Source organism: Acidocella sp. C78 (genome assembly GCF_907164655.1).
The window spans coordinates 1-17,483 of sequence record NZ_CAJQZK010000040.1 but is presented as its reverse complement, the minus strand read 5'-3'; the positions used below and the strand labels follow the sequence as shown (position 1 = coordinate 17,483).

Sequence of the window (17,483 nt, the reverse complement as noted above, 5' to 3'; positions counted from 1 at the left end):
GTGTCAGGTCAGGCGTTGCGGTCGGAAGGCGGCGGCGAGTGCCGCGAGGGCGGCGCAGGCGAACATGGCGAAGGCCATCGGCCGCGCGGTGCCGTCGGCGAAGCCGCCGACCAGCGCGCCGGTGATCGCCCCGCCGACATATTGCATCGTGCCGAGCAGCGCCGAAGCCGAGCCCGCATGCGCCTGGTGCCGCGACAGGGCGGCGACCAGCGAGCTTGGCAGGCTCAGCCCGTAGCTCGCCTGGCAGATGAACAGCCCGGCGATGATTGCGAGCGGCCCGCCCCCGCGCAGCGACGCCGCCACCAGCACGATGGTCCCGCACAGCAGCGCGATCACCGATGCCGAAATCACCGGCCGCAGCCCCGCGCGCGCCACCAGATGCGGGTTCCACTGGTTGAACCCGATATAGATCGCGGCATTCAGCCCGAACAGCAGCGCATAGGAGAGCGGGTGCCAGTGATACGCGCCGATGAACACCGCCGGTGTGCCGGCGAGATAGGCGAACAGCGCGCCGATCGCGAAGGTGCCGGTCAGCGCATGGGTCAGGAAGCCGCGCTCGGCGGCGATCTGCCCGTAGCGGATGACGATGGTGCGAAACCCCACCGTGCTGCGCCGCGAGACCGGCAGCGTGTCCGGCAGCGTCACCCACACCAGCCCGATCGCGACGACGCCATACAGCGTCGCCAGCACGAAAATCCACCGCCACGAGCCGAATTCGATCACCGCGCTGCCGAGAATGGGCGCGATGATCGGCGCCACCCCCATCACCAGCATCAGCCGCGAGAACAGCATCGCCGCCGCCGGCCCGTCGGCGACGTCGCGCACCATCGCCCGCGGCACCACCACCGCGGCCGAGCCGCCAAAGGCGGCGAGCAGCCGGAACCACGAGAGCGAGGCCGTGTTCCACGCCAGCGCGCAGCCGATCGAGGCGGCGATATAGAGCCCGAGCCCGAGCAGGATCGGCAGCCGCCGCCCGGCCCGGTCGGAAAACGGCCCCTGCGTCATCTGCCCGGCGGCGAGCCCGGCGAAATAGGCGGCGAGCGTCAGCCCCGGCCCGGCCGGGTCGTGGAACTGCCGGGCAATGGTCGGAAAGGCGGGCAGATACATGTCGACCGACACCGGCCCGATCGCGATCAGGAAGCCGAGCAGCAGCGGCAGGCGCCGGCTCGTCGCGAGGTCCGGCGCAGCTTCGGCGGCAGCACGTGGTGCGGATGACATCGTTTAATCATACCGCCGCCGCGACTCCCGGCAAACGCCCCGTCAGCGCAATCCTGCCGGGCGTCGGCGATCTTGATCAGCCCGCCCCGCGCAGGATCGTGACCGCAAGATAGAGCGCGAGCCCCAGCCCGAGTGCGACGATCATCCCGGCCAGTGCGAGATCCAGCCGGTCGCTCCCCGGCGCGCGGGCGCTCTCGTCCAGAATCGCCCGCCGGTTGGCCACGAACCGCAGCATCGCCGCCGCCACCATCAGCGCCCCGGCGAGGATCAGTGCGATCCCCACCGCGTCCGAGGCCAGCGTCCCCGACACCGTGAAGGTCCGGCCGAGCGACTGCCCCGCCACCTGGAGAAACAGGTTGAAGCGTTCGACGAGAAAGCCGAACGCCATCACCGCGATGGCGGTGCGCACCCAGGCGAGGAAGGTGCGCTCGTTCGCCGCGTGGTCGCCAAAGCGCGGAACGGTCACGCCGCCCGCTTGGCCACCTCTTCGGGGGACATGTGGACGAGCGCGGTATAATCCGCGATCAGCGTCTCGGTGATCGGGCCGGGGGTGAAGCTCAGCTCGCCGATCTGGCGCACCGGCGTCACCTCGGCGGCGGTGCCGGCGAGGAACACCTCGCTCGCCTTCGCCATCTCCTCAGGCAGGATGTGCCGCTCATGCACCGGAATCTGCCGCGCGCGGGCCAGCGCCATCACCGTGCGGCGGGTAATGCCGTCGAGGAAGCAGTCCGGTGTGGGCGTATGCAGTTCGCCGTCGATCGCGAAGAAGATGTTCGCCCCCGTCGCCTCGGCCACGTGCCCGTCAAGGGTGAGCATCAGCGCGTCGTTGAACCCCTCGGCCTCGGCCGCGTGCTTCGAGAGCGTGCCGATCATGTAGAGCCCGGCGGCCTTCGAGGCGGTCGGCGCGGTCCGCGCGTCCGGCCGGCGCCACTGCGCCATGCCGAGCGTGATGCCCTTCATCCGGTCGTTGCCGAACAGGTTCGGCCACGGCCAGGCGGCGATGGCGAGGTGGATCTTGGTCTGCTGGGCGGAAACCGCGAGCATCTCCGAGCCGCGCCAGGCGAGCGGGCGGATATAGGCGTCGGTCAGCCCGTTCGCCTTCAGCACCTCGTTGCAGGCGGCGTCGATCTCGTCGGCGGTATAGGGGATGTCGAAGCCGAGCAGCTTGCCCGACTGGATCAGCCGGTTGGTGTGGTCGCGCAGGCGGAAGATGTTCCCGCCATACGACCGCTCGCCCTCGAAGACGGCGGAGGCGTAGTGCAGCCCGTGCGTCAGCACGTGCAGCTTGGCGTCCCGCCAGGGGCGCAGCGCGCCGTCCCACCAGATCATGCCGTCGCGGTCGTCAAACGGAATCAGACTCATCGCCTCGCATCCTCTTTCATGTCGGTCTCCTCCACCGAGGAACCCACCTCTTAATCCACGGCGCGGGCGATGGCCAAGCGATGTTTCTCAGGGAGCAGGAATGAGGTTTTGGCGGCGATTGCGCGCCGACGGCGCAACGGTTCTTGCAGGAAAGCCATAATTCCTGTCTTATCACAGAGGTCCCGCTTCAGTATGGGCAACGACGCCATGCACGAAAAGACAGCCCAACCCGGCACGGCTGCCGGCCTCCTTTTCCTCCGCGAGGAAGAACTCCGCCTCGCACAGGACATGATCTTCTTCGCCAACCGCGACCTCGTGGCCGCGGCCGATGCCATTCTCGCGGAAATGGGCTTCGGCCGGGCGCATCACCGCACGCTGCATTTCATCGGCCGCAATCCCGGCCTGCCGGTCGGCGAGCTGCTTCACATTCTCGGCATCGCCAAGCAGAGCCTCGCCCGCGTCCTCGGCCCGCTGATCCGCGATGGCTATGTCGAGCAGATCCCCGGCCGGGCGGATCGCCGCCAGCGCCTGCTCAGCCTCACCCCCGCGGGAGCTGCGCTGGAGCGCAAGCTGTTCGAGGCCCAGCGCGAGCGCCTGACCGCCGCCTTCCGCGAGGCCGGCGGCCCCGCCGTCGAGGGTTTCCGGAAGGTGCTGCGCGGCATGATGAAGGATGAGGCCCGCGCCTATCTCGACCGGGCCGATGCCGTGCGCGCCGCGCGGCGATGAGCGGGGCGGCCGGCGCCCATATCCTGCTGGTCGATGACGATGCCCGCCTGCGCGCCCTGATGCAGCGCTACCTGGTCGAGAACGGCTTCCGCGTCACCGTCGCCGAAAGCGCCGCCGCCGCCCGCGAAACCCTGCGCGTGGTCGACCCCGACATGATGGTGCTCGACGTGATGATGCCCGAGGAAACCGGGCTCGACCTCGTCGAATCCCTGCGCGCCGACCGCGCGCCCGACCTGCCCATCCTGCTGCTCACCGCCCGCGGCGCGCCGGAAGACCGCATCGCCGGCTTCGAGGCGGGGGCGGACGACTATCTCGGCAAGCCGTTCGACCCGCGCGAGCTGCTGCTGCGCATCCGCGCCATGCTCCGCCGCGCCGCCCCGCCGGCGCAGCCCGCCGGCCCGGTCCGGCTCGGCGCGGCGAGCTTCGATCCGGCCCGCGGCGAACTCTCCACCGAGCGCGGCCCGGTCCGCCTGACCGGCGGCGAGGCGAGCCTGCTCGCCGTCCTCGCCGCCCGCGCCCACGAGATCCTCTCGCGCGAGGCGCTGGCCGAGATCCTCGGCATGGACGAGGCCGGCGAACGCGCGATCGACGTGCAGGTGACCCGCCTGCGCCGCAAGATCGAGCCCGACCCGCGCGAGCCGCGCTACCTGCAAACCGTGCGCGGCCGCGGCTACGTCCTCAAGCCCGGCCCATGAGGCTCGCCCCATGAGACTGGCCCCGCGCGGTCTCGAGCCTGACCGCGTGCTGCGCAAGATCCTGCCGCGCAGCCTGTTCGGCCGCACCCTGCTGATCGTGGTCCTGCCGCTGGTCCTGCTCGAGGGCGTCGCCCTGCAGATCTTCTATGGCAGCCATCTCGACGTGCTCTCCCGCCGCCTCGCCGGCAGCGTCGCCGGCGAGATCGCCTTCGTGCTCGACCAGGCGACGCTCCACCCCGCCGCCCGCGGCCGCATCTTCGCCCACGCCGCCCGGCGCTTCGAGTTCCGCATCCGTGTGCATCCCGGGGCCACGCTCACCCCGCGCGGCCTGCCGCACGCCTTCGGCCCGGTCGATACCGATCTCGCCCGCGCCCTGCGGCAGAATCTCGACCGCGATTTCACCCTGGCCTGGCGCGGCCCGCCGGGGATGATCCGGGTCGATATCCAGCTCGCCCGCGGCGTGCTGACGGTCGATGTGCCGCGCAAGCGGCTCTATGTCGGCGCGCTCTACATCTTCTTCGCCTGGCTCGCCGGCGTCACCATCCTGCTGCTCGGCATCGCCATCCTGTTCCTGCGCAACCAGATCCGCGCCATCCGCCGCCTCGCCCTCGCCGCCGAGGCCTTCGGCATGGGGCGCGATCCCGGCCCGATCCGCCCCGAGGGCGCGATCGAGGTCCGCCGCGCCGCCACCGCCTTCAACCGCATGCAGGACCGCATCCGCCGCTTCCTCGTCCAGCGCACCGCGATGCTGGCCGGCGTCTCGCACGACTTGCGCACCCCGCTCACCCGGCTGCGCCTCGCCCTGGCGATGATGCCGCCCGACACCGCCGATATCGACGGCATGACCGAGGACATCGCCGAGATGGAGCGGCTGATCGGCCTCTACCTCACCTTCGCCCGCGGCGAGGGCACCGAGCAGCCGCAACCGGCCGACCTCACCCTGCTGATCGAGGATCTCGCGGCGCGGGCGGCACGCGGCGGCGCGCCCGTCGCGCTCGACCTCGCGCGCCTGCCCCCGGTCGTGCTCCGCCCCGAGGCGATGCGCCGCGCGCTCGCCAACCTGCTCGACAACGCCGCCCGCCACGCCGCCGGCCGAATCGTCATCGGCGCCGCGCCGGAGGGCGGGCAGACCCTGCGCATCACCATCGACGATGACGGCCCCGGCATCCCCGAAAGCCGCCGGGCGGCGATGCTGCGCCCCTTCGAAAGCGGCAGCGCCACCGGCACCGGCCTCGGCCTCGCCATCGCGCGCGACATCATCGCCGCGCATGGCGGCGAGCTGCGCCTCGCGGACAGCCCGCTCGGCGGCCTCCGGGTGATCGTCACCCTGCCGCTCTGAACACCGCAGCACACGGCAACACCTTGACTTTTACGTGGTCTGCACTGATACCGGGGGCGTGAAGGGCAGCGACGAACGCCCTCCCGCCCATGCCCGATTTTCCCACCCGCGCCGCTATCCGCGCGTGGGCGAACCGGCTGGGCCATATCAGTTTCTCTTGTCCGAATTGGTCCGCATATTGTCCGAATCCAGGGATATCGAGCCCCACACGCCCACCGAAGCCGCGCCCGAGGCCGCCACGCCGCCCGAGTCCGGCTTCGCGCCGCTCGGCCTGTCCGAACCCATCCTTACCGCGCTCGCCGAGAAGGGCTACACCACGCCGACGCCGATCCAGGCGCAGGCGATCCCCGTCGTGCTGATGGGGCGTGACGTCCTGGCCTGCGCGCAGACCGGCACCGGCAAGACCGCGAGCTTCACCCTGCCGATGCTCGACATCCTGTCCGGCTCGCGCGCCCGCGCGCGGATGCCGCGCTCGCTCATCCTCGAGCCCACCCGCGAGCTGGCGCTGCAGGTCGCCGAGAATTTCGTCCTCTACGGCAAGCACCTGAAGCTCAACCACGCGCTGCTGATCGGCGGCGAGAGCATGGGCGAGCAGCGCGACGTGCTGACCCGCGGGGTCGACGTGCTGATCGCCACTCCCGGCCGCCTGATCGACATTTTCGAGCGCGGCGGCCTGCTGCTCTCCGATGTCCGCGTGCTGGTGATCGACGAGGCCGACCGCATGCTCGACATGGGGTTCATCCCCGATATCGAGCGCATCGTCGCCATGCTGCCGGCGATGCGGCAGACGCTGTTCTTCTCCGCCACCATGGCGCCCGAAATCCGCCGCCTGGCCGACGCCTTCCTCTCGAACCCGAAGGAAATCACCGTCTCCCGCCCGGCCACCGTCGCCACCACCATCACCGAGGGCCTGTCCCTGGTCGCCACGCACGACAAGCGCGAGGCGCTGCGCCGGCTGATCCGCAGCGAGGAGGTGCAGAACGCGCTCGTCTTCTGCAACCGCAAGCGCGATGTCGACATTCTCTGCAAGTCGCTGGTCCGGCACAAATTCTCCGCCGGCATGCTGCATGGCGACATGCCGCAATCCGCCCGCTTCGCGACGCTGGAGAAATTCAAGGCCGGCGAGATCCGCCTGCTGGTCTGCTCGGACGTCGCCGCCCGCGGCATCGATATCGGCGGCCTCTCGCATGTCTTCAATTTCGACGTCCCGCACCACGCCGAGGATTACGTCCACCGCATCGGCCGCACCGGCCGGGCGGGCATGCAGGGCCGCGCCCTGACCCTCGCCGGCCCCGAGGACCGCCTGGCGGTCGAGGCGATCGAGCGTCTCACCGGCCATGAAATCCCCCGCCTCGCCGTCGATGGTCTCGACCCGGTGGCGTGGGAGGAGTCCGACGCGCGCGGCCGCCGCGGCCGCGGCAAGGGCAGGGGGGCTGCGAAACCCGCCGCCAAACCCGCCGCCGCCGAACCGACAACACCGAAAGCCGCCCCCCGGCCAGATCCGCCGAGCGCCGCCGTCCCGAACGTCCCGACCGCGCGGAGCGCGCCGAGCGTCCCGAGCGCGCCGAGCGCGGCTCCCGCGCCGACTCCCCGCGCGAGACGGTGGTCGGCTTCGGCAACGACATCCCCGCCTTCATGCAGATCCGCCGGCGCGACAGGTCCCGGCCCCGCGAGGACGGCGCGGAGCAGGAAAACCACAACGAGGATACGGAAATCGCCGCATGAACGAGATCAAGAGGATTGACGAGACCGCCCCCGGCAAGCCCGCCCGCAAGGGCGGCTTCGCCCCGTTCGACTGGTCGGACGCCCTCCATCTCGACGCGCAACTCACCGAGGACGAACGCGCCATCCGCGACATGGCGCACGAATACTGCCAGAACAAGCTCTTCCCGCGCGTCCTTAAAGGTTTCCGCGAGGAAAGCTTCGACCGCTCGATCATGGCCGAAATGGGCGAGCTGGGCTTTCTCGGCGCCACGCTCTCCACCCATGGCTGCGCCGATGTCTCCTATGTCGCCTACGGGCTGATCGCCCGCGAGGTCGAGCGCGTCGATTCCGGCTACCGCTCCGCCTTCTCGGTGCAGTCCTCGCTGGTGATGTACCCGATCTACGCCTTCGGCTCCGAGGCGCAGAAGGATCGCTACCTGCCGAAGCTGCGCACCGGCGAATGGGTCGGCTGCTTCGGCCTCACCGAGCCCGATGCCGGCTCCGATCCGGGCGCGATGCGCACCCGCGCGAAGAAGGTCGATGGCGGCTACGTGCTGAACGGCTCGAAGACCTGGATCAGCAACTCCCCGATCGCCGATGTCTGCCTGGTCTGGGCCAAGGACGACGAGGGCGTGATCCGCGGCTTCCTGGTCGATCGCGACTCGAAGGGGCTGGAGACGCCGAAGATCGAGGGCAAGGTCTCGCTCCGCGCCTCGGTCACCGGCATGATCATGCTCTCGGAGGTCTTCGTCCCCGAGGATCGCATGCTGCCCGGCGTGAAGGGCCTGCGCGGCCCGTTCTCCTGCCTCAACAACGCGCGCTACGGCATCGCCTGGGGCGCGCTGGGCGCCGCCGAGTTCTGCTGGCACGCCGCGCGGCAATACACGCTCGAGCGGCAGATGTTCGGCCGCCCGCTCGCCGGCACCCAGCTCGTCCAGAAAAAACTCGCCGACATGCAGACCGAGATCACCCTCGGCCTGCAATCCGTCCTCCGCCTCGGCCGCCTGCTCGATGCCGGCGAGGCCGCGCCGGAAATGATCTCCCTGCTCAAGCGCAACAATTGCGGCAAGGCGCTCGACATCGCCCGCCTCGCGCGCGACATGCATGGCGGCAACGGCATCGTCGACGAGTATCATGTCATCCGCCACATGGTGAATCTCGAAACCGTCAACACCTATGAGGGCGCGCACGACGTCCACGCCCTCATCCTCGGCCGCGCGCAGACCGGCCTGTCCGCCTTCTGAACCGCCCGCAAGCCACCCCCTCCGCCGCCGCATGAGCCGGCGGCGCCGCACCGCCCCCGCCATCGCCGGGGGCGGTCCCGCCGGCCGCCTGGCCGCGCTGTCCCCCGTTCTGGTTCCCCCGTTCTGGTTCCCCCGGTCCGGCCCCACGGTCTCATGCCGTCCCGCCACGATGGGAATCCGTTCCGTGTCGCACTGCGATACTTGCAAACAACCAGATGAATCATGTATATCGTTACGTATAAATATCGGTTGTTGTTGCAAAAAATTGCAAATAATTCCTTCTTTTAGAAACGCTTTGTCGAACAGACGTCCCATGGATTCCCCCCGTCCGTCTCATGCGTGATCCCGTCGTGGACGATGTCTGACCTGTCGCGCCCGTCGCTGATCCGCCCGGCCGTCTGGCGCGCCACGCTGCGCGGGCTGCTGGGGGCGGACGCGGTCCCCCGTCATCTCGCCGAATCGGTGGCGATCGAGGGGTTCGAACTGCGCGCCCGGCTCACCCGGGTGGCGAGCCTCGTCGGCATGGGCGTCGCCATCGTTCTCGCGGTCGATTTCCGGTCCACCCTGCGCGATGCGGCGGTGGCGGCGGCGCTCGCCGTGCTGCTGCTCGCCTGCCTCGCCCTGTTCGGCGTGGCCGCCGCCTGGCCCGCCCTGCGCCAGCGCCGGCCCGACCTGCGGCTGATCCGCCTCGTCTTCAACGGCGTCACGGTCCTGCTCGGCGCCGCCTGGTCGGTCTATCTCAACCTGCTGATGCGCGAGGTCCCGCCGGCCAGCCAGGCGCTGCTGATCGGCGTGTTCGTCGGCCTGCTCTCCAGCGTCATTTCCGCCGGCCCCCTCTCCACCCGGCTGGCCTTCTGGCTGCCGCTCACCGTGGGCGCCTTCGCCGCGCTGCGCGCCACCGCCGAGCTGTGGCAGCCCGCCGCCGTGATCTCGCTGAGCCTCTATTCCGTCTTCGTGTTCTTCACCATGATCGTGCTCAACCGCCGCATGGTCGAGCACGGCGTCAGCACCTTCGAACTGCGCCGCATCAACGAGACCATCCAGATGCTGCTGCGCGATTTCGAGGACAATGCGAGCGACTGGCTGTGGGAGACCGACGCCCGGCTCAACCTCGTGCATCCCTCGCCGCGGCTGGCCGAGGCGGCGCGCCGCGATGCGGCGGCGATCGGCGGCAACCTGTTCGCCTTCCTCGCCAGCCTCGGCGATGCCGCGGCGCCGCAGAGCGGCCCACCCGATGATGATGCCTATGCCGAGCTGCGCCGGCAGATCGGCCTGCGTCGCCCCTTCCGCGACCTGCTGGTGCCGGTCGGCCCGGCGCATGACCGCCGCTGGTGGTCGCTCACCGGCAAGCCGACGCTCGATCATCACGGCCTGTTCGCCGGCTATCGCGGGGTCGGTTCCGATGTCACGGTGGCGCATCGCTCGCGCCAGCGGATCGACTTCCTCGCCCGTCACGATCCGCTGACCGAGCTGCTCAACCGCGCCGCCTTCGGCGTGATGACGGACCAGGCGCTCGCCGCCGCCGGCGCGGCCCTGCTCTATCTCGATCTCGACCAGTTCAAGGCGGTGAACGACAGCTACGGCCACGGGCTGGGCGACAACCTGCTGCGCGCCGTCGCCGGCCGCCTGCGCGGCGCCATCCGCGAAACCGACATCGCCGCCCGGCTCGGCGGCGACGAATTCGCCGTCCTGCTGCCCGGCGCCACCCGGCTCGACGCGACCTCGATGGCCGACCGCATCATCGAGCGCCTCACCCCGCCCTATGGGCTCGATGGCCTGGCGGTCGAGATCGGCGTCAGCATCGGCATCGCCCTCGCCCCCGAAGACGCCGACACGTCGGAGGCGCTGCTGCGCAACGCCGATCTCGCGCTCTACCGCGCCAAGCAGGGCGGCCGCGGCGCCTGGCAGCTCTTCGACCAGGCGATGGACCGTCAGGTGCAGACCCAGCGCGGCCTGCGGCGCGACATCCGCCGCGCCCTCAGCGAGCGCGAGCTCTTCCTCGAATATCAGCCGATCGTCGAGCTGCCGACCCGCCGCCTGCGCGCGGTCGAGGCGCTGGTGCGCTGGCGGCATCCGCAGCGCGGCGTCATCGGGCCGGAGGATTTCATCGCCATCGCCGAGCGCGGCGGCCTGATCGGCGCGGTCACCCGCCACGTCCTCACCGAGGCCGCCGCCTTCGCCCTCCGCCTGCCGCCGGATGTCGCCATCTCGATCAACCTCTCCGCCCTGCATTTGCGCGAGGCGCTGCAATTCGACCAGATTTCCGCCGTCATCAACGCCTCCGGCCTCGATCCCCGGCGCATCGAGTTCGAGGTCACCGAAACCGCCCTGCTCTCCACCGACGAGCGGACGATGGACAATCTCCGCCGCCTGCGCGCCCTTGGCTGCAGCATCGCGATCGACGATTTCGGCACCGGCTTCGCGGCTCTCGCCACCCTGCGCGCCTTCCCCTTCGACCGCCTCAAGATCGACCGCAGCTTCGTCCGCGAGCTGGACCGCCCCGGCAATGCCGGGCAGATCGTCAAGGCGATCATCGAGTTCAGCCGCACGCTCGGCCTGCGCGTCACCGTCGAGGGCGTCGAGACCGAGGCGCATGAAGCGGCGCTGCGCGCCTATCCCGACATCGATGCGCAGGGATATCTCTTTTCCCCGCCACTCTCCGGCGATAGACTGCTCGCCCTTGCGGGTACGGGCGTGCTGGCCGGCACGGGCGCGGCCTCCGGCTGACGGCCGCGCCGTCCCGCGTCCGCGCCCGGCACCAGTTCGGAGACCGTCATGACCGCCACACAAGCGAACGTTCCCGGCGAGCCCGCCGCCCTGCGTCCCCGCCTGACCGAAGACCTGAAATCCGCCATGCGGGCGCGTGACGACATCCGCGTCTCCACCCTGCGCATGGTGCTCGCCAAGCTGAAGGACGCCGACATCGCCGCCCGCCCGCGCGGCGTCGAGGCGATCGCCGAGCCCGAACTCGTCGCCCTGCTGCGCGGCATGGTCAAATCCCGCCGCGAATCCGAGGCGCAATACCAGGCCGGCAACCGCCCCGAGCTCGCCGCGCGCGAGGCGGCGGAAATCGCCATCATCGAGGCCTATCTGCCGCAAACCCTCGCCGGTGCGGCGCTCGATGCCGCCATCGCCGCCGCCATCGCCGCCACGGGTGCCACCGGCCCGAAATCGATGGGCGCGGTCATCGCCGCGCTGAAGGCGGCGCACGGTCCGGCGCTCGACATGGCGGCCGCCTCGGCCGCGGTGAAGGCGAAGCTGGCCGGCTGATGAGCCTGCCGCCGCAATTTCTCGACGAACTGCGCGGCCGCACGCCGCTCGCCCCGCTGGTCGCCCGCCGTGTGCGGCTCGAGCGCGCCGGCCGCGACCAGAAGGGCTGCTGCCCGTTCCACAACGAGAAATCACCCTCCTTCTACGTCTACGACGATCATTACCACTGCTTCGGCTGCGGCGCGCATGGCGATGCCATCAGCTTCGTCATGCAGAGCGAGGGGGCGAGCTTCATCGAGGCGGTCGAGCGCCTCGCCGCCGAGGCCGGGCTGGAGGTGCCGAAGCCGAGCCCCGCCATTGCCGAGGCGCAGAAGCGCGAGGCCGAGCTGGCCGACGTGCTGGAAGCCGCCGCCGCCGAATACCGCCGCCGCCTCGCTCTGCCGGAGGGCGAGGCCGCCCGCGCCTATCTCGCCGCCCGCGGCCTCGATGCGCCGACCATCGCCCGCTTCGGCCTCGGCTGGTCGGGCGAGGGCAGGGGGGCGCTGCGCGCGGCCCTCGCCCGCCAGGGCATCGCCGAATCCCGCCTCATCGAGGCCGGGCTGATGAAGGAGGGCGAGCGCGGCGCGGTCGACTATTTCTACAACCGCGTGATGTTCCCGATCCGCGACCGCAACGGCCGCATGCTCAGCTTCGGCGGCCGCCTGCTCGGCGATGGCCAGCCGAAATACCTCAACGGCCCCGAAACCGCGCTCTTCTCCAAGCGCCGCACCCTCTACGGGCTCGACATGGCCCGCCCCGCCATCCGCGCCGGCGCCGCGCTGATCGTGGTCGAGGGCTATATGGACGTCATCGCGCTGTCCGCCGCCGGTTTCGCCGGCGCGCTCGCCCCGCTCGGCACCGCGCTCACCGAGCAGCATCTCGAGGAGCTATGGCGCCTCTCGCCGCGCCCCATCCTCTGCCTCGATGGCGATGCCGCCGGCCGCCGCGCCGCCCTGCGCGCGATCGAACTCGCCCTGAAGCAGCTCACCCCCGAGCGCGGCCTCGCCGTGCTCGCCCTGCCGCCCGGCGATGATCCGGACAGTTTCGTCCGCCGCGAGGGCGAGGCCGCCTTCGCCGCCCGCCTCGCCGCGACCCCCTCGCTGGCCGATACGCTCTACGACCTGCTCGCCGAGGCCGCCGACGTGTCGACGCCGGAAGGCCGCGCCGCCCTGCGCGCCCGGCTCGAAGCGCTCGCCCGCCAGATCGACGATCGCGCCCTGGCCGGCGAATACCGCGCCGCCCTGCTCGACCGCTTCTTCGCCGCCCGGCGCGACCGCGCCTTCGCCACCCAGCGCGACGGCGCCTCCGCCGCCCGGCGCGACCGCGCGCCCTTCCGCCCCGGCATGACCCGTCCCGGGCCGCCGCCGCTCAACCTGCCCCGCCCGCCGATCGACCCGGCCATCGCCCATCGCCGCCGCGCACGGCTGCTGACCGGCCTGCTCATCGCCCACCCCCATTTGCTGCCGCTGCTCGAGGAGGCGTTCGGCCTGCTCGCCTTGCCGCAGGAGTGCGCCCGCCTGCGCGCGGCGATGGGCGCGTGGCTCGCCAGCGCGGAAACCCTTGACTCCGAACACCTGCTCAACCATTTGACCCAGTCGGGTCTGGGTGATGAGGCCGCGCAGGTTCTTGCCGGCATTCCGCGCCCCGGAACCGGAACCGACACGTCCACAACCGGCGCCGATGCCTTGCAGTCGCTCTGGTACGGGATATACGGCCTGATGAATCTGGACTGGCTGCGGCAACAATGCGAGGAACAGAGACTGAGGTTCGAGCAGGATCCGACGCCCGAAAACAACACCCGTCTGCGGGCCCTCGTGGAAGCGCGCTATCGCGCCGAGCGGGGCGAAGCCGACCTTGATGCCTGAACCGAGCGCGCCCTTCGCGTTGCTGCCCTGGAGATTGATGCACTGATGGCGACCAAACAAGCTGCCCAAGCCGAGACCGCAGCGCCCGAGGCCGAAGCCGACACCGCGACGCTCGACATCCAGTCCGCCTCGGTCAAGCGCCTGATCGCCCGCGGCAAGGAGCGCGGCTACATCACCTTCGACGAGCTGAACGCCGTCCTCCCCTCCGAGCAGAACAGCTCCGAGCAGATCGAGGACGTGATGTCGATGCTCAGCGAAATGGGCATCCAGGTGGTCGAGGGCGAGGAAGGCGAGGAACAGGAGCCCGCCGCCCGCGCCGAGAAGGACGAGGAAGCCGCCGAGGACGAGGAGACCGCCTCCGGCAATATCAGCGAATCAAGCGGCAGCCGCACCGATGATCCGGTGCGCATGTATCTGCGCGAGATGGGCACGGTCGAGCTGCTCTCCCGCGAGGGCGAGATCGCCATCGCCAAGCGCATCGAGGCCGGGCGCGACATGATGATCGGCGGGCTCTGCGAAAGCCCGCTCACCTTCCGCGCGATCATCTCCTGGCACGAATCCCTCAAGGACGGGAAGATGCTGCTGCGCGACGTGATCGACCTCGAAGCCACCCAGGGCGGCGGCGATGGCGGCTTCAACCCCTCCGCCCCGGTCGCCGAGGAACCCGAGGAGGATGACGAGGGCGAATCCAGCGGCCTCTCGCTCTCCGCCGTCGAGGAAAAGCTCAAGCCCGAGGTCTTCGAAACCTTCACCGAGGTCGAGAAGCTCTACGAGAAGTTCATGAAGCTCCAGCACAAGCGGCTGGACGCGATGAACGCCGGCGAGGAAGTCGCCTCCCGCTCGGAAAAGACCTACGAAAAGCTGCGCGACGAGCTGGTCGCCAAGGTCGAGCAGGTCAGCCTGCACAACAACCGCATCGAGGAGCTGGTCATCCAGCTCAAGGAGCTGAACCAGCGGCTCAACGGGCTGGAAGGCCAGATGCTGCGCCTCGCCGAGAGCTGCAAGATCACCCGCGAAGACTTCCTCGCCGCCTATCGCGGCCGCGAGATGGACCCGTCCTGGCTGGACGACGCGGCGAAGCGCCCCGGCAAGGGCTGGAAGATCTTCGTCGAGCGCCACGGCACCCGCATCACCGAGCTGCGCGCCCAGATCGGCCGCATCGCCGCCGAGGCGCAATTGCCGATCGAGGAATTCCGCCGCGTCTATTCCACCGTCTCGCGCGGCGAGCGCGACTCCACCCGCGCCAAGAAGGAAATGATCGAGGCCAATCTCCGCCTCGTCATCTCCATCGCCAAGAAATACACCAATCGCGGCCTGCAATTCCTCGACCTGATCCAGGAAGGCAATATCGGCCTGATGAAGGCGGTGGACAAATTCGAATACCGCCGCGGCTACAAGTTCTCGACCTACGCCACCTGGTGGATTCGCCAGGCGATCACCCGCTCGATCGCCGATCAGGCGCGCACCATCCGCATCCCGGTCCACATGATCGAGACGATCAACAAGCTGGTCCGCACCTCGCGGCAGATGCTGCACGAGATCGGCCGCGAGCCCACCCCGAGGAACTGGCCGAAAAGCTCGGCATGCCGCTCGAAAAGGTCCGCAAGGTGCTCAAGATCGCCAAGGAGCCGATCTCCCTCGAAACCCCGATCGGCGACGAGGAAGACAGCCATCTCGGCGACTTCATCGAGGACAAGAACGCGATCATCCCGCTCGATGCCGCGGTCCACGCCAATCTCCGCGAGGCCGCGACCCGCGTGCTCTCCTCGCTCACCCCGCGCGAGGAGCGCGTGCTGCGCATGCGCTTCGGCATCGGCATGAACACCGACCACACGCTCGAAGAGGTCGGCCAGCAGTTCAACGTCACCCGCGAGCGCATCCGCCAGATCGAGGCGAAGGCCCTGCGCAAGCTCAAGCACCCCTCGCGCAGCCGCAAGCTGAGGAGCTTCCTCGAGGACTGAGCCGCCCATGCTCGAATATGCCCGCGTCCGCCCCGGCGAGAGTTTCGACCGCGCCTGCGTCACCGTGACCTTCCTGCGGATGGATCGCAAGCCCGCGCGCGTCTGGCCCGACCTGCCGCCCGGCGCCGTGGTCGAGCCCGTGCCCCGCATCGGCCTCGCCGCCTATCGCGACCTGTACGACCGGGTCGGCCAGCCCTGGCTGTGGTGGCTGCGGCGGATCATGCCGGATGCGATGCTGGCGCGCCTGCTGGCCGATCCGGCGGTCGCGGTCCACGTGCTCCGCGTCGATGGCGCGGTCGCCGGCTTCTTCGAGCTGGACGCCACCGCCTGGCCGGATGTCAATCTGAGCTATTTCGGCCTGCTGCCCGAGGCGATCGGACGCGGCCTCGGCTTCGCCCTGCTGGGGGCTGCGATCGAGCGCGTCTTCTCCGGCCCGGTCCGCGGCATGACGGTGAACACCTGCACCGCCGATCATCCGCGCGCCCTGCCGAACTACCAGCGCGCCGGCTTCCGCGTCGTCCGCCGGATCGACGAGGTATGGGACATCCCCCGCCGCCTCGGCTTCACCGTGCCCGACCACCTCCGCCCCGCGCCGCGCCCGGCCTGACCCTTACCCGGCCATGGCACGACGATGAGCGAGCGATGACCGAACCCCGCATCCTCCACCAGTCGACCCATCTGATCGTGATCGACAAACCGGCCGGCCTGCCGAGCCATGCCGGCCGCGCCGGCGGGCCGAGCGTGGAAGACTGGTTTCCCCGCTGGCGGCGCGGCGCCGACGGTCCCTGGCTGGTCCACCGGCTCGATGCCGACACTTCCGGCTGCCTCGCCATCGCCCGGCGCAAGACCACGCTGGTCACGCTGCAACGCGCCTTCGCCGCGCGCCGCGTCGGCAAGACCTACTGGGCGATCGTCGAGGGCGTGCCGGCCGCGCCGCACGGCACGATCGAACTGCCCCTGGCCCGCCGCGCCACCCAGGGCGGCTGGCGCGTCGCGCCCGATCCGCGCGGCGATCCGGCGATCACCGACTGGCGGCGCCTCGCGGCGGGGCAGGGCAGGGCGCTGCTCGAACTCCGCCCGCGCACCGGCCGCACCCACCAGCTCCGCGTCCATTGCGCCGAATCCGGCTTCCCGATCGTGGGTGACCCGCTCTACGGCGCCGCTTCCGACGGGCTCTGCCTGCTCGCCCGCGCGCTCGCCCTGCCGCTCGATCCAGGGCTCATCATCACCGCCGCCCCGCCCGCCCACATGCTGGCGGCGGCGCGCGCCTCAACGCTCGATCTCGCGCAGCTGGTCGAGGAAGCCGCGGCAGAATGAGGCGGCCGTCCGCGCGCGGATCTTGCCCAGCAGCGCCGCATGCCGCGCGACGCGCTCCTCCGCCGGCATCAGCAGCGCCGCATGCATCGCATCGGCCACCGCGTCCGCGTCATACGGGTTGACGATCAGCGCCTCGGTCAGGTCCTCCGCCGCCCCGGCGAAGCGCGAGAGCACCAGCACGCCCGGGTCCGCCGGGTCCTGGGCGGCGATGAACTCCTTCGCCACCAGGTTCATTCCGTCGCGCAGCGGCGTCACCAGCCCGATGCTGGCGATCCGGTAGAACCCGGCGATGGTGGTCCGGTTCACCGCCCGCGTCATGTAGCGCAGCGGCGTCCAGTCGAAATCCGAATAGGCGCCGTTGATCTCGCCGGCCTGCCGGTCCAGCTCGTGCCGCAGCGCCTGATACCGGTCGACATCCTCGCGCGAGCGCGCGGCGATCTGCAACAGGCTGATCCGGCGCAGATGCTCCGGGTGCCGCTGGAACAGCCGGCCGAAGGCGTCGAAGCGCTGCGGCAGCCCCTTGGTGTAATCCAGCCGGTCCACCCCGATCGCCAGCGCCCGCCCCACCAGGCTCGACACCAGCCGCCGCGTCTCCGCCATCCCCGCCGCCCGCTGCGCCGTGCGCGCGAAGCCTTCCGCATCGATCCCCACCGGCGTCACAATCGTCATCGTGCGATGCCCGTCATGGACGAACCCGTCCGCGCCGGCGCGGTGCAACTCCATGCACGAGGCGGCGCAATCGAGGAAATTCGCCCGATCGCCCTCGGTCTGGAACCCGACCAGGTCCGCCGCCGCCATCGCCC

13 protein-coding genes and 2 pseudogenes are annotated in these 17,483 nt (G+C 70.4%); 11 read left to right on the top strand and 4 right to left on the bottom strand.

Going from position 1 to position 17,483, the window contains the following annotated elements; genetic code table 11:
• Nucleotides 1-3: 3 nt before the first annotated feature.
• The 3 genes from ACIDOCELLA78_RS000000112145 to ACIDOCELLA78_RS000000112135 all read right to left on the bottom strand — a co-directional run bounded on the left by ACIDOCELLA78_RS000000112145 (nucleotide 4) and on the right by ACIDOCELLA78_RS000000112135 (nucleotide 2,580).
• On the bottom strand, nucleotides 4-1,218 hold the full coding sequence (locus ACIDOCELLA78_RS000000112145; protein WP_201729777.1) for a multidrug effflux MFS transporter: 1,215 nt from the start codon (nucleotides 1,216-1,218) through the stop codon (nucleotides 4-6).
• Between the two features lie 76 nt (nucleotides 1,219-1,294).
• Nucleotides 1,295-1,684, bottom strand: coding sequence for a YidH family protein (locus tag ACIDOCELLA78_RS000000112140; protein ID WP_201729776.1), 390 nt, complete (start codon nucleotides 1,682-1,684; stop codon nucleotides 1,295-1,297).
• Entirely contained in the window at nucleotides 1,681-2,580 is a 900-nt protein-coding gene (locus tag ACIDOCELLA78_RS000000112135) for a branched-chain amino acid aminotransferase (protein WP_201729775.1), read from the bottom strand. The genes ACIDOCELLA78_RS000000112140 and ACIDOCELLA78_RS000000112135 overlap by 4 nt, the downstream gene beginning before the upstream one ends.
• 207 nt (nucleotides 2,581-2,787) lie before the next feature.
• Here ACIDOCELLA78_RS000000112135 and ACIDOCELLA78_RS000000112130 point away from each other — a divergent pair, with 207 nt between their 5' ends.
• From ACIDOCELLA78_RS000000112130 to ACIDOCELLA78_RS000000112080, 11 genes and pseudogenes are all read left to right on the top strand, one after another.
• The gene (locus ACIDOCELLA78_RS000000112130; RefSeq protein WP_201729774.1) at nucleotides 2,788-3,306 is read left to right on the top strand and encodes a MarR family winged helix-turn-helix transcriptional regulator; all 519 of its coding nucleotides are present in this window, start codon (nucleotides 2,788-2,790) and stop codon (nucleotides 3,304-3,306) included.
• Nucleotides 3,303-4,001 carry a response regulator gene (locus ACIDOCELLA78_RS000000112125; RefSeq protein ID WP_201729773.1) on the top strand — a complete coding sequence of 233 codons (699 nt, stop codon included), beginning with the start codon at nucleotides 3,303-3,305 and terminating at the stop codon, nucleotides 3,999-4,001. The genes ACIDOCELLA78_RS000000112130 and ACIDOCELLA78_RS000000112125 overlap by 4 nt, the downstream gene beginning before the upstream one ends.
• Nucleotides 4,002-4,011: 10 nt before the next feature.
• Entirely contained in the window at nucleotides 4,012-5,340 is a 1,329-nt protein-coding gene (locus ACIDOCELLA78_RS000000112120; RefSeq protein ID WP_201729772.1) for an ATP-binding protein, read from the top strand.
• A 178-nt stretch (nucleotides 5,341-5,518) separates the two neighbouring features.
• Nucleotides 5,519-7,065, top strand: a pseudogene (locus ACIDOCELLA78_RS000000112115) (DEAD/DEAH box helicase).
• Nucleotides 7,062-8,288, top strand: coding sequence for an acyl-CoA dehydrogenase (locus tag ACIDOCELLA78_RS000000112110; RefSeq protein WP_201729771.1), 1,227 nt, complete (start codon nucleotides 7,062-7,064; stop codon nucleotides 8,286-8,288). The pseudogene ACIDOCELLA78_RS000000112115 and the gene ACIDOCELLA78_RS000000112110 overlap by 4 nt, the downstream one beginning before the upstream one ends.
• Nucleotides 8,289-8,645: 357 nt before the next feature.
• The gene (locus ACIDOCELLA78_RS000000112105) at nucleotides 8,646-11,015 is read left to right on the top strand and encodes a bifunctional diguanylate cyclase/phosphodiesterase (protein WP_201729770.1); all 2,370 of its coding nucleotides are present in this window, start codon (nucleotides 8,646-8,648) and stop codon (nucleotides 11,013-11,015) included.
• A gap of 48 nt (nucleotides 11,016-11,063) precedes the next feature.
• Nucleotides 11,064-11,558, top strand: coding sequence for a GatB/YqeY domain-containing protein (locus ACIDOCELLA78_RS000000112100; protein ID WP_201729769.1), 495 nt, complete (start codon nucleotides 11,064-11,066; stop codon nucleotides 11,556-11,558).
• Nucleotides 11,558-13,402, top strand: coding sequence for a DNA primase (dnaG, locus tag ACIDOCELLA78_RS000000112095; protein ID WP_201729768.1), 1,845 nt, complete (start codon nucleotides 11,558-11,560; stop codon nucleotides 13,400-13,402). The genes ACIDOCELLA78_RS000000112100 and dnaG overlap by 1 nt, the downstream gene beginning before the upstream one ends.
• A gap of 45 nt (nucleotides 13,403-13,447) precedes the next feature.
• Nucleotides 13,448-15,363: pseudogene (rpoD, locus tag ACIDOCELLA78_RS000000112090) on the top strand (RNA polymerase sigma factor RpoD).
• Between the two features lie 7 nt (nucleotides 15,364-15,370).
• On the top strand, nucleotides 15,371-15,970 hold the full coding sequence (locus tag ACIDOCELLA78_RS000000112085; protein ID WP_201729767.1) for a GNAT family N-acetyltransferase: 600 nt from the start codon (nucleotides 15,371-15,373) through the stop codon (nucleotides 15,968-15,970).
• A gap of 35 nt (nucleotides 15,971-16,005) precedes the next feature.
• A complete protein-coding gene (locus ACIDOCELLA78_RS000000112080; protein ID WP_201729766.1) occupies nucleotides 16,006-16,680 on the top strand; it encodes an RluA family pseudouridine synthase in 675 nt (224 codons plus the stop codon).
• On the opposite strand, the gene ACIDOCELLA78_RS000000112075 is transcribed toward ACIDOCELLA78_RS000000112080, so the two are convergent.
• The coding region (locus tag ACIDOCELLA78_RS000000112075; RefSeq protein WP_201729765.1) for a trehalose-6-phosphate synthase at nucleotides 16,633-17,483 on the bottom strand (851 nt) is incomplete at its 5' end. The genes ACIDOCELLA78_RS000000112080 and ACIDOCELLA78_RS000000112075 overlap by 48 nt on opposite strands.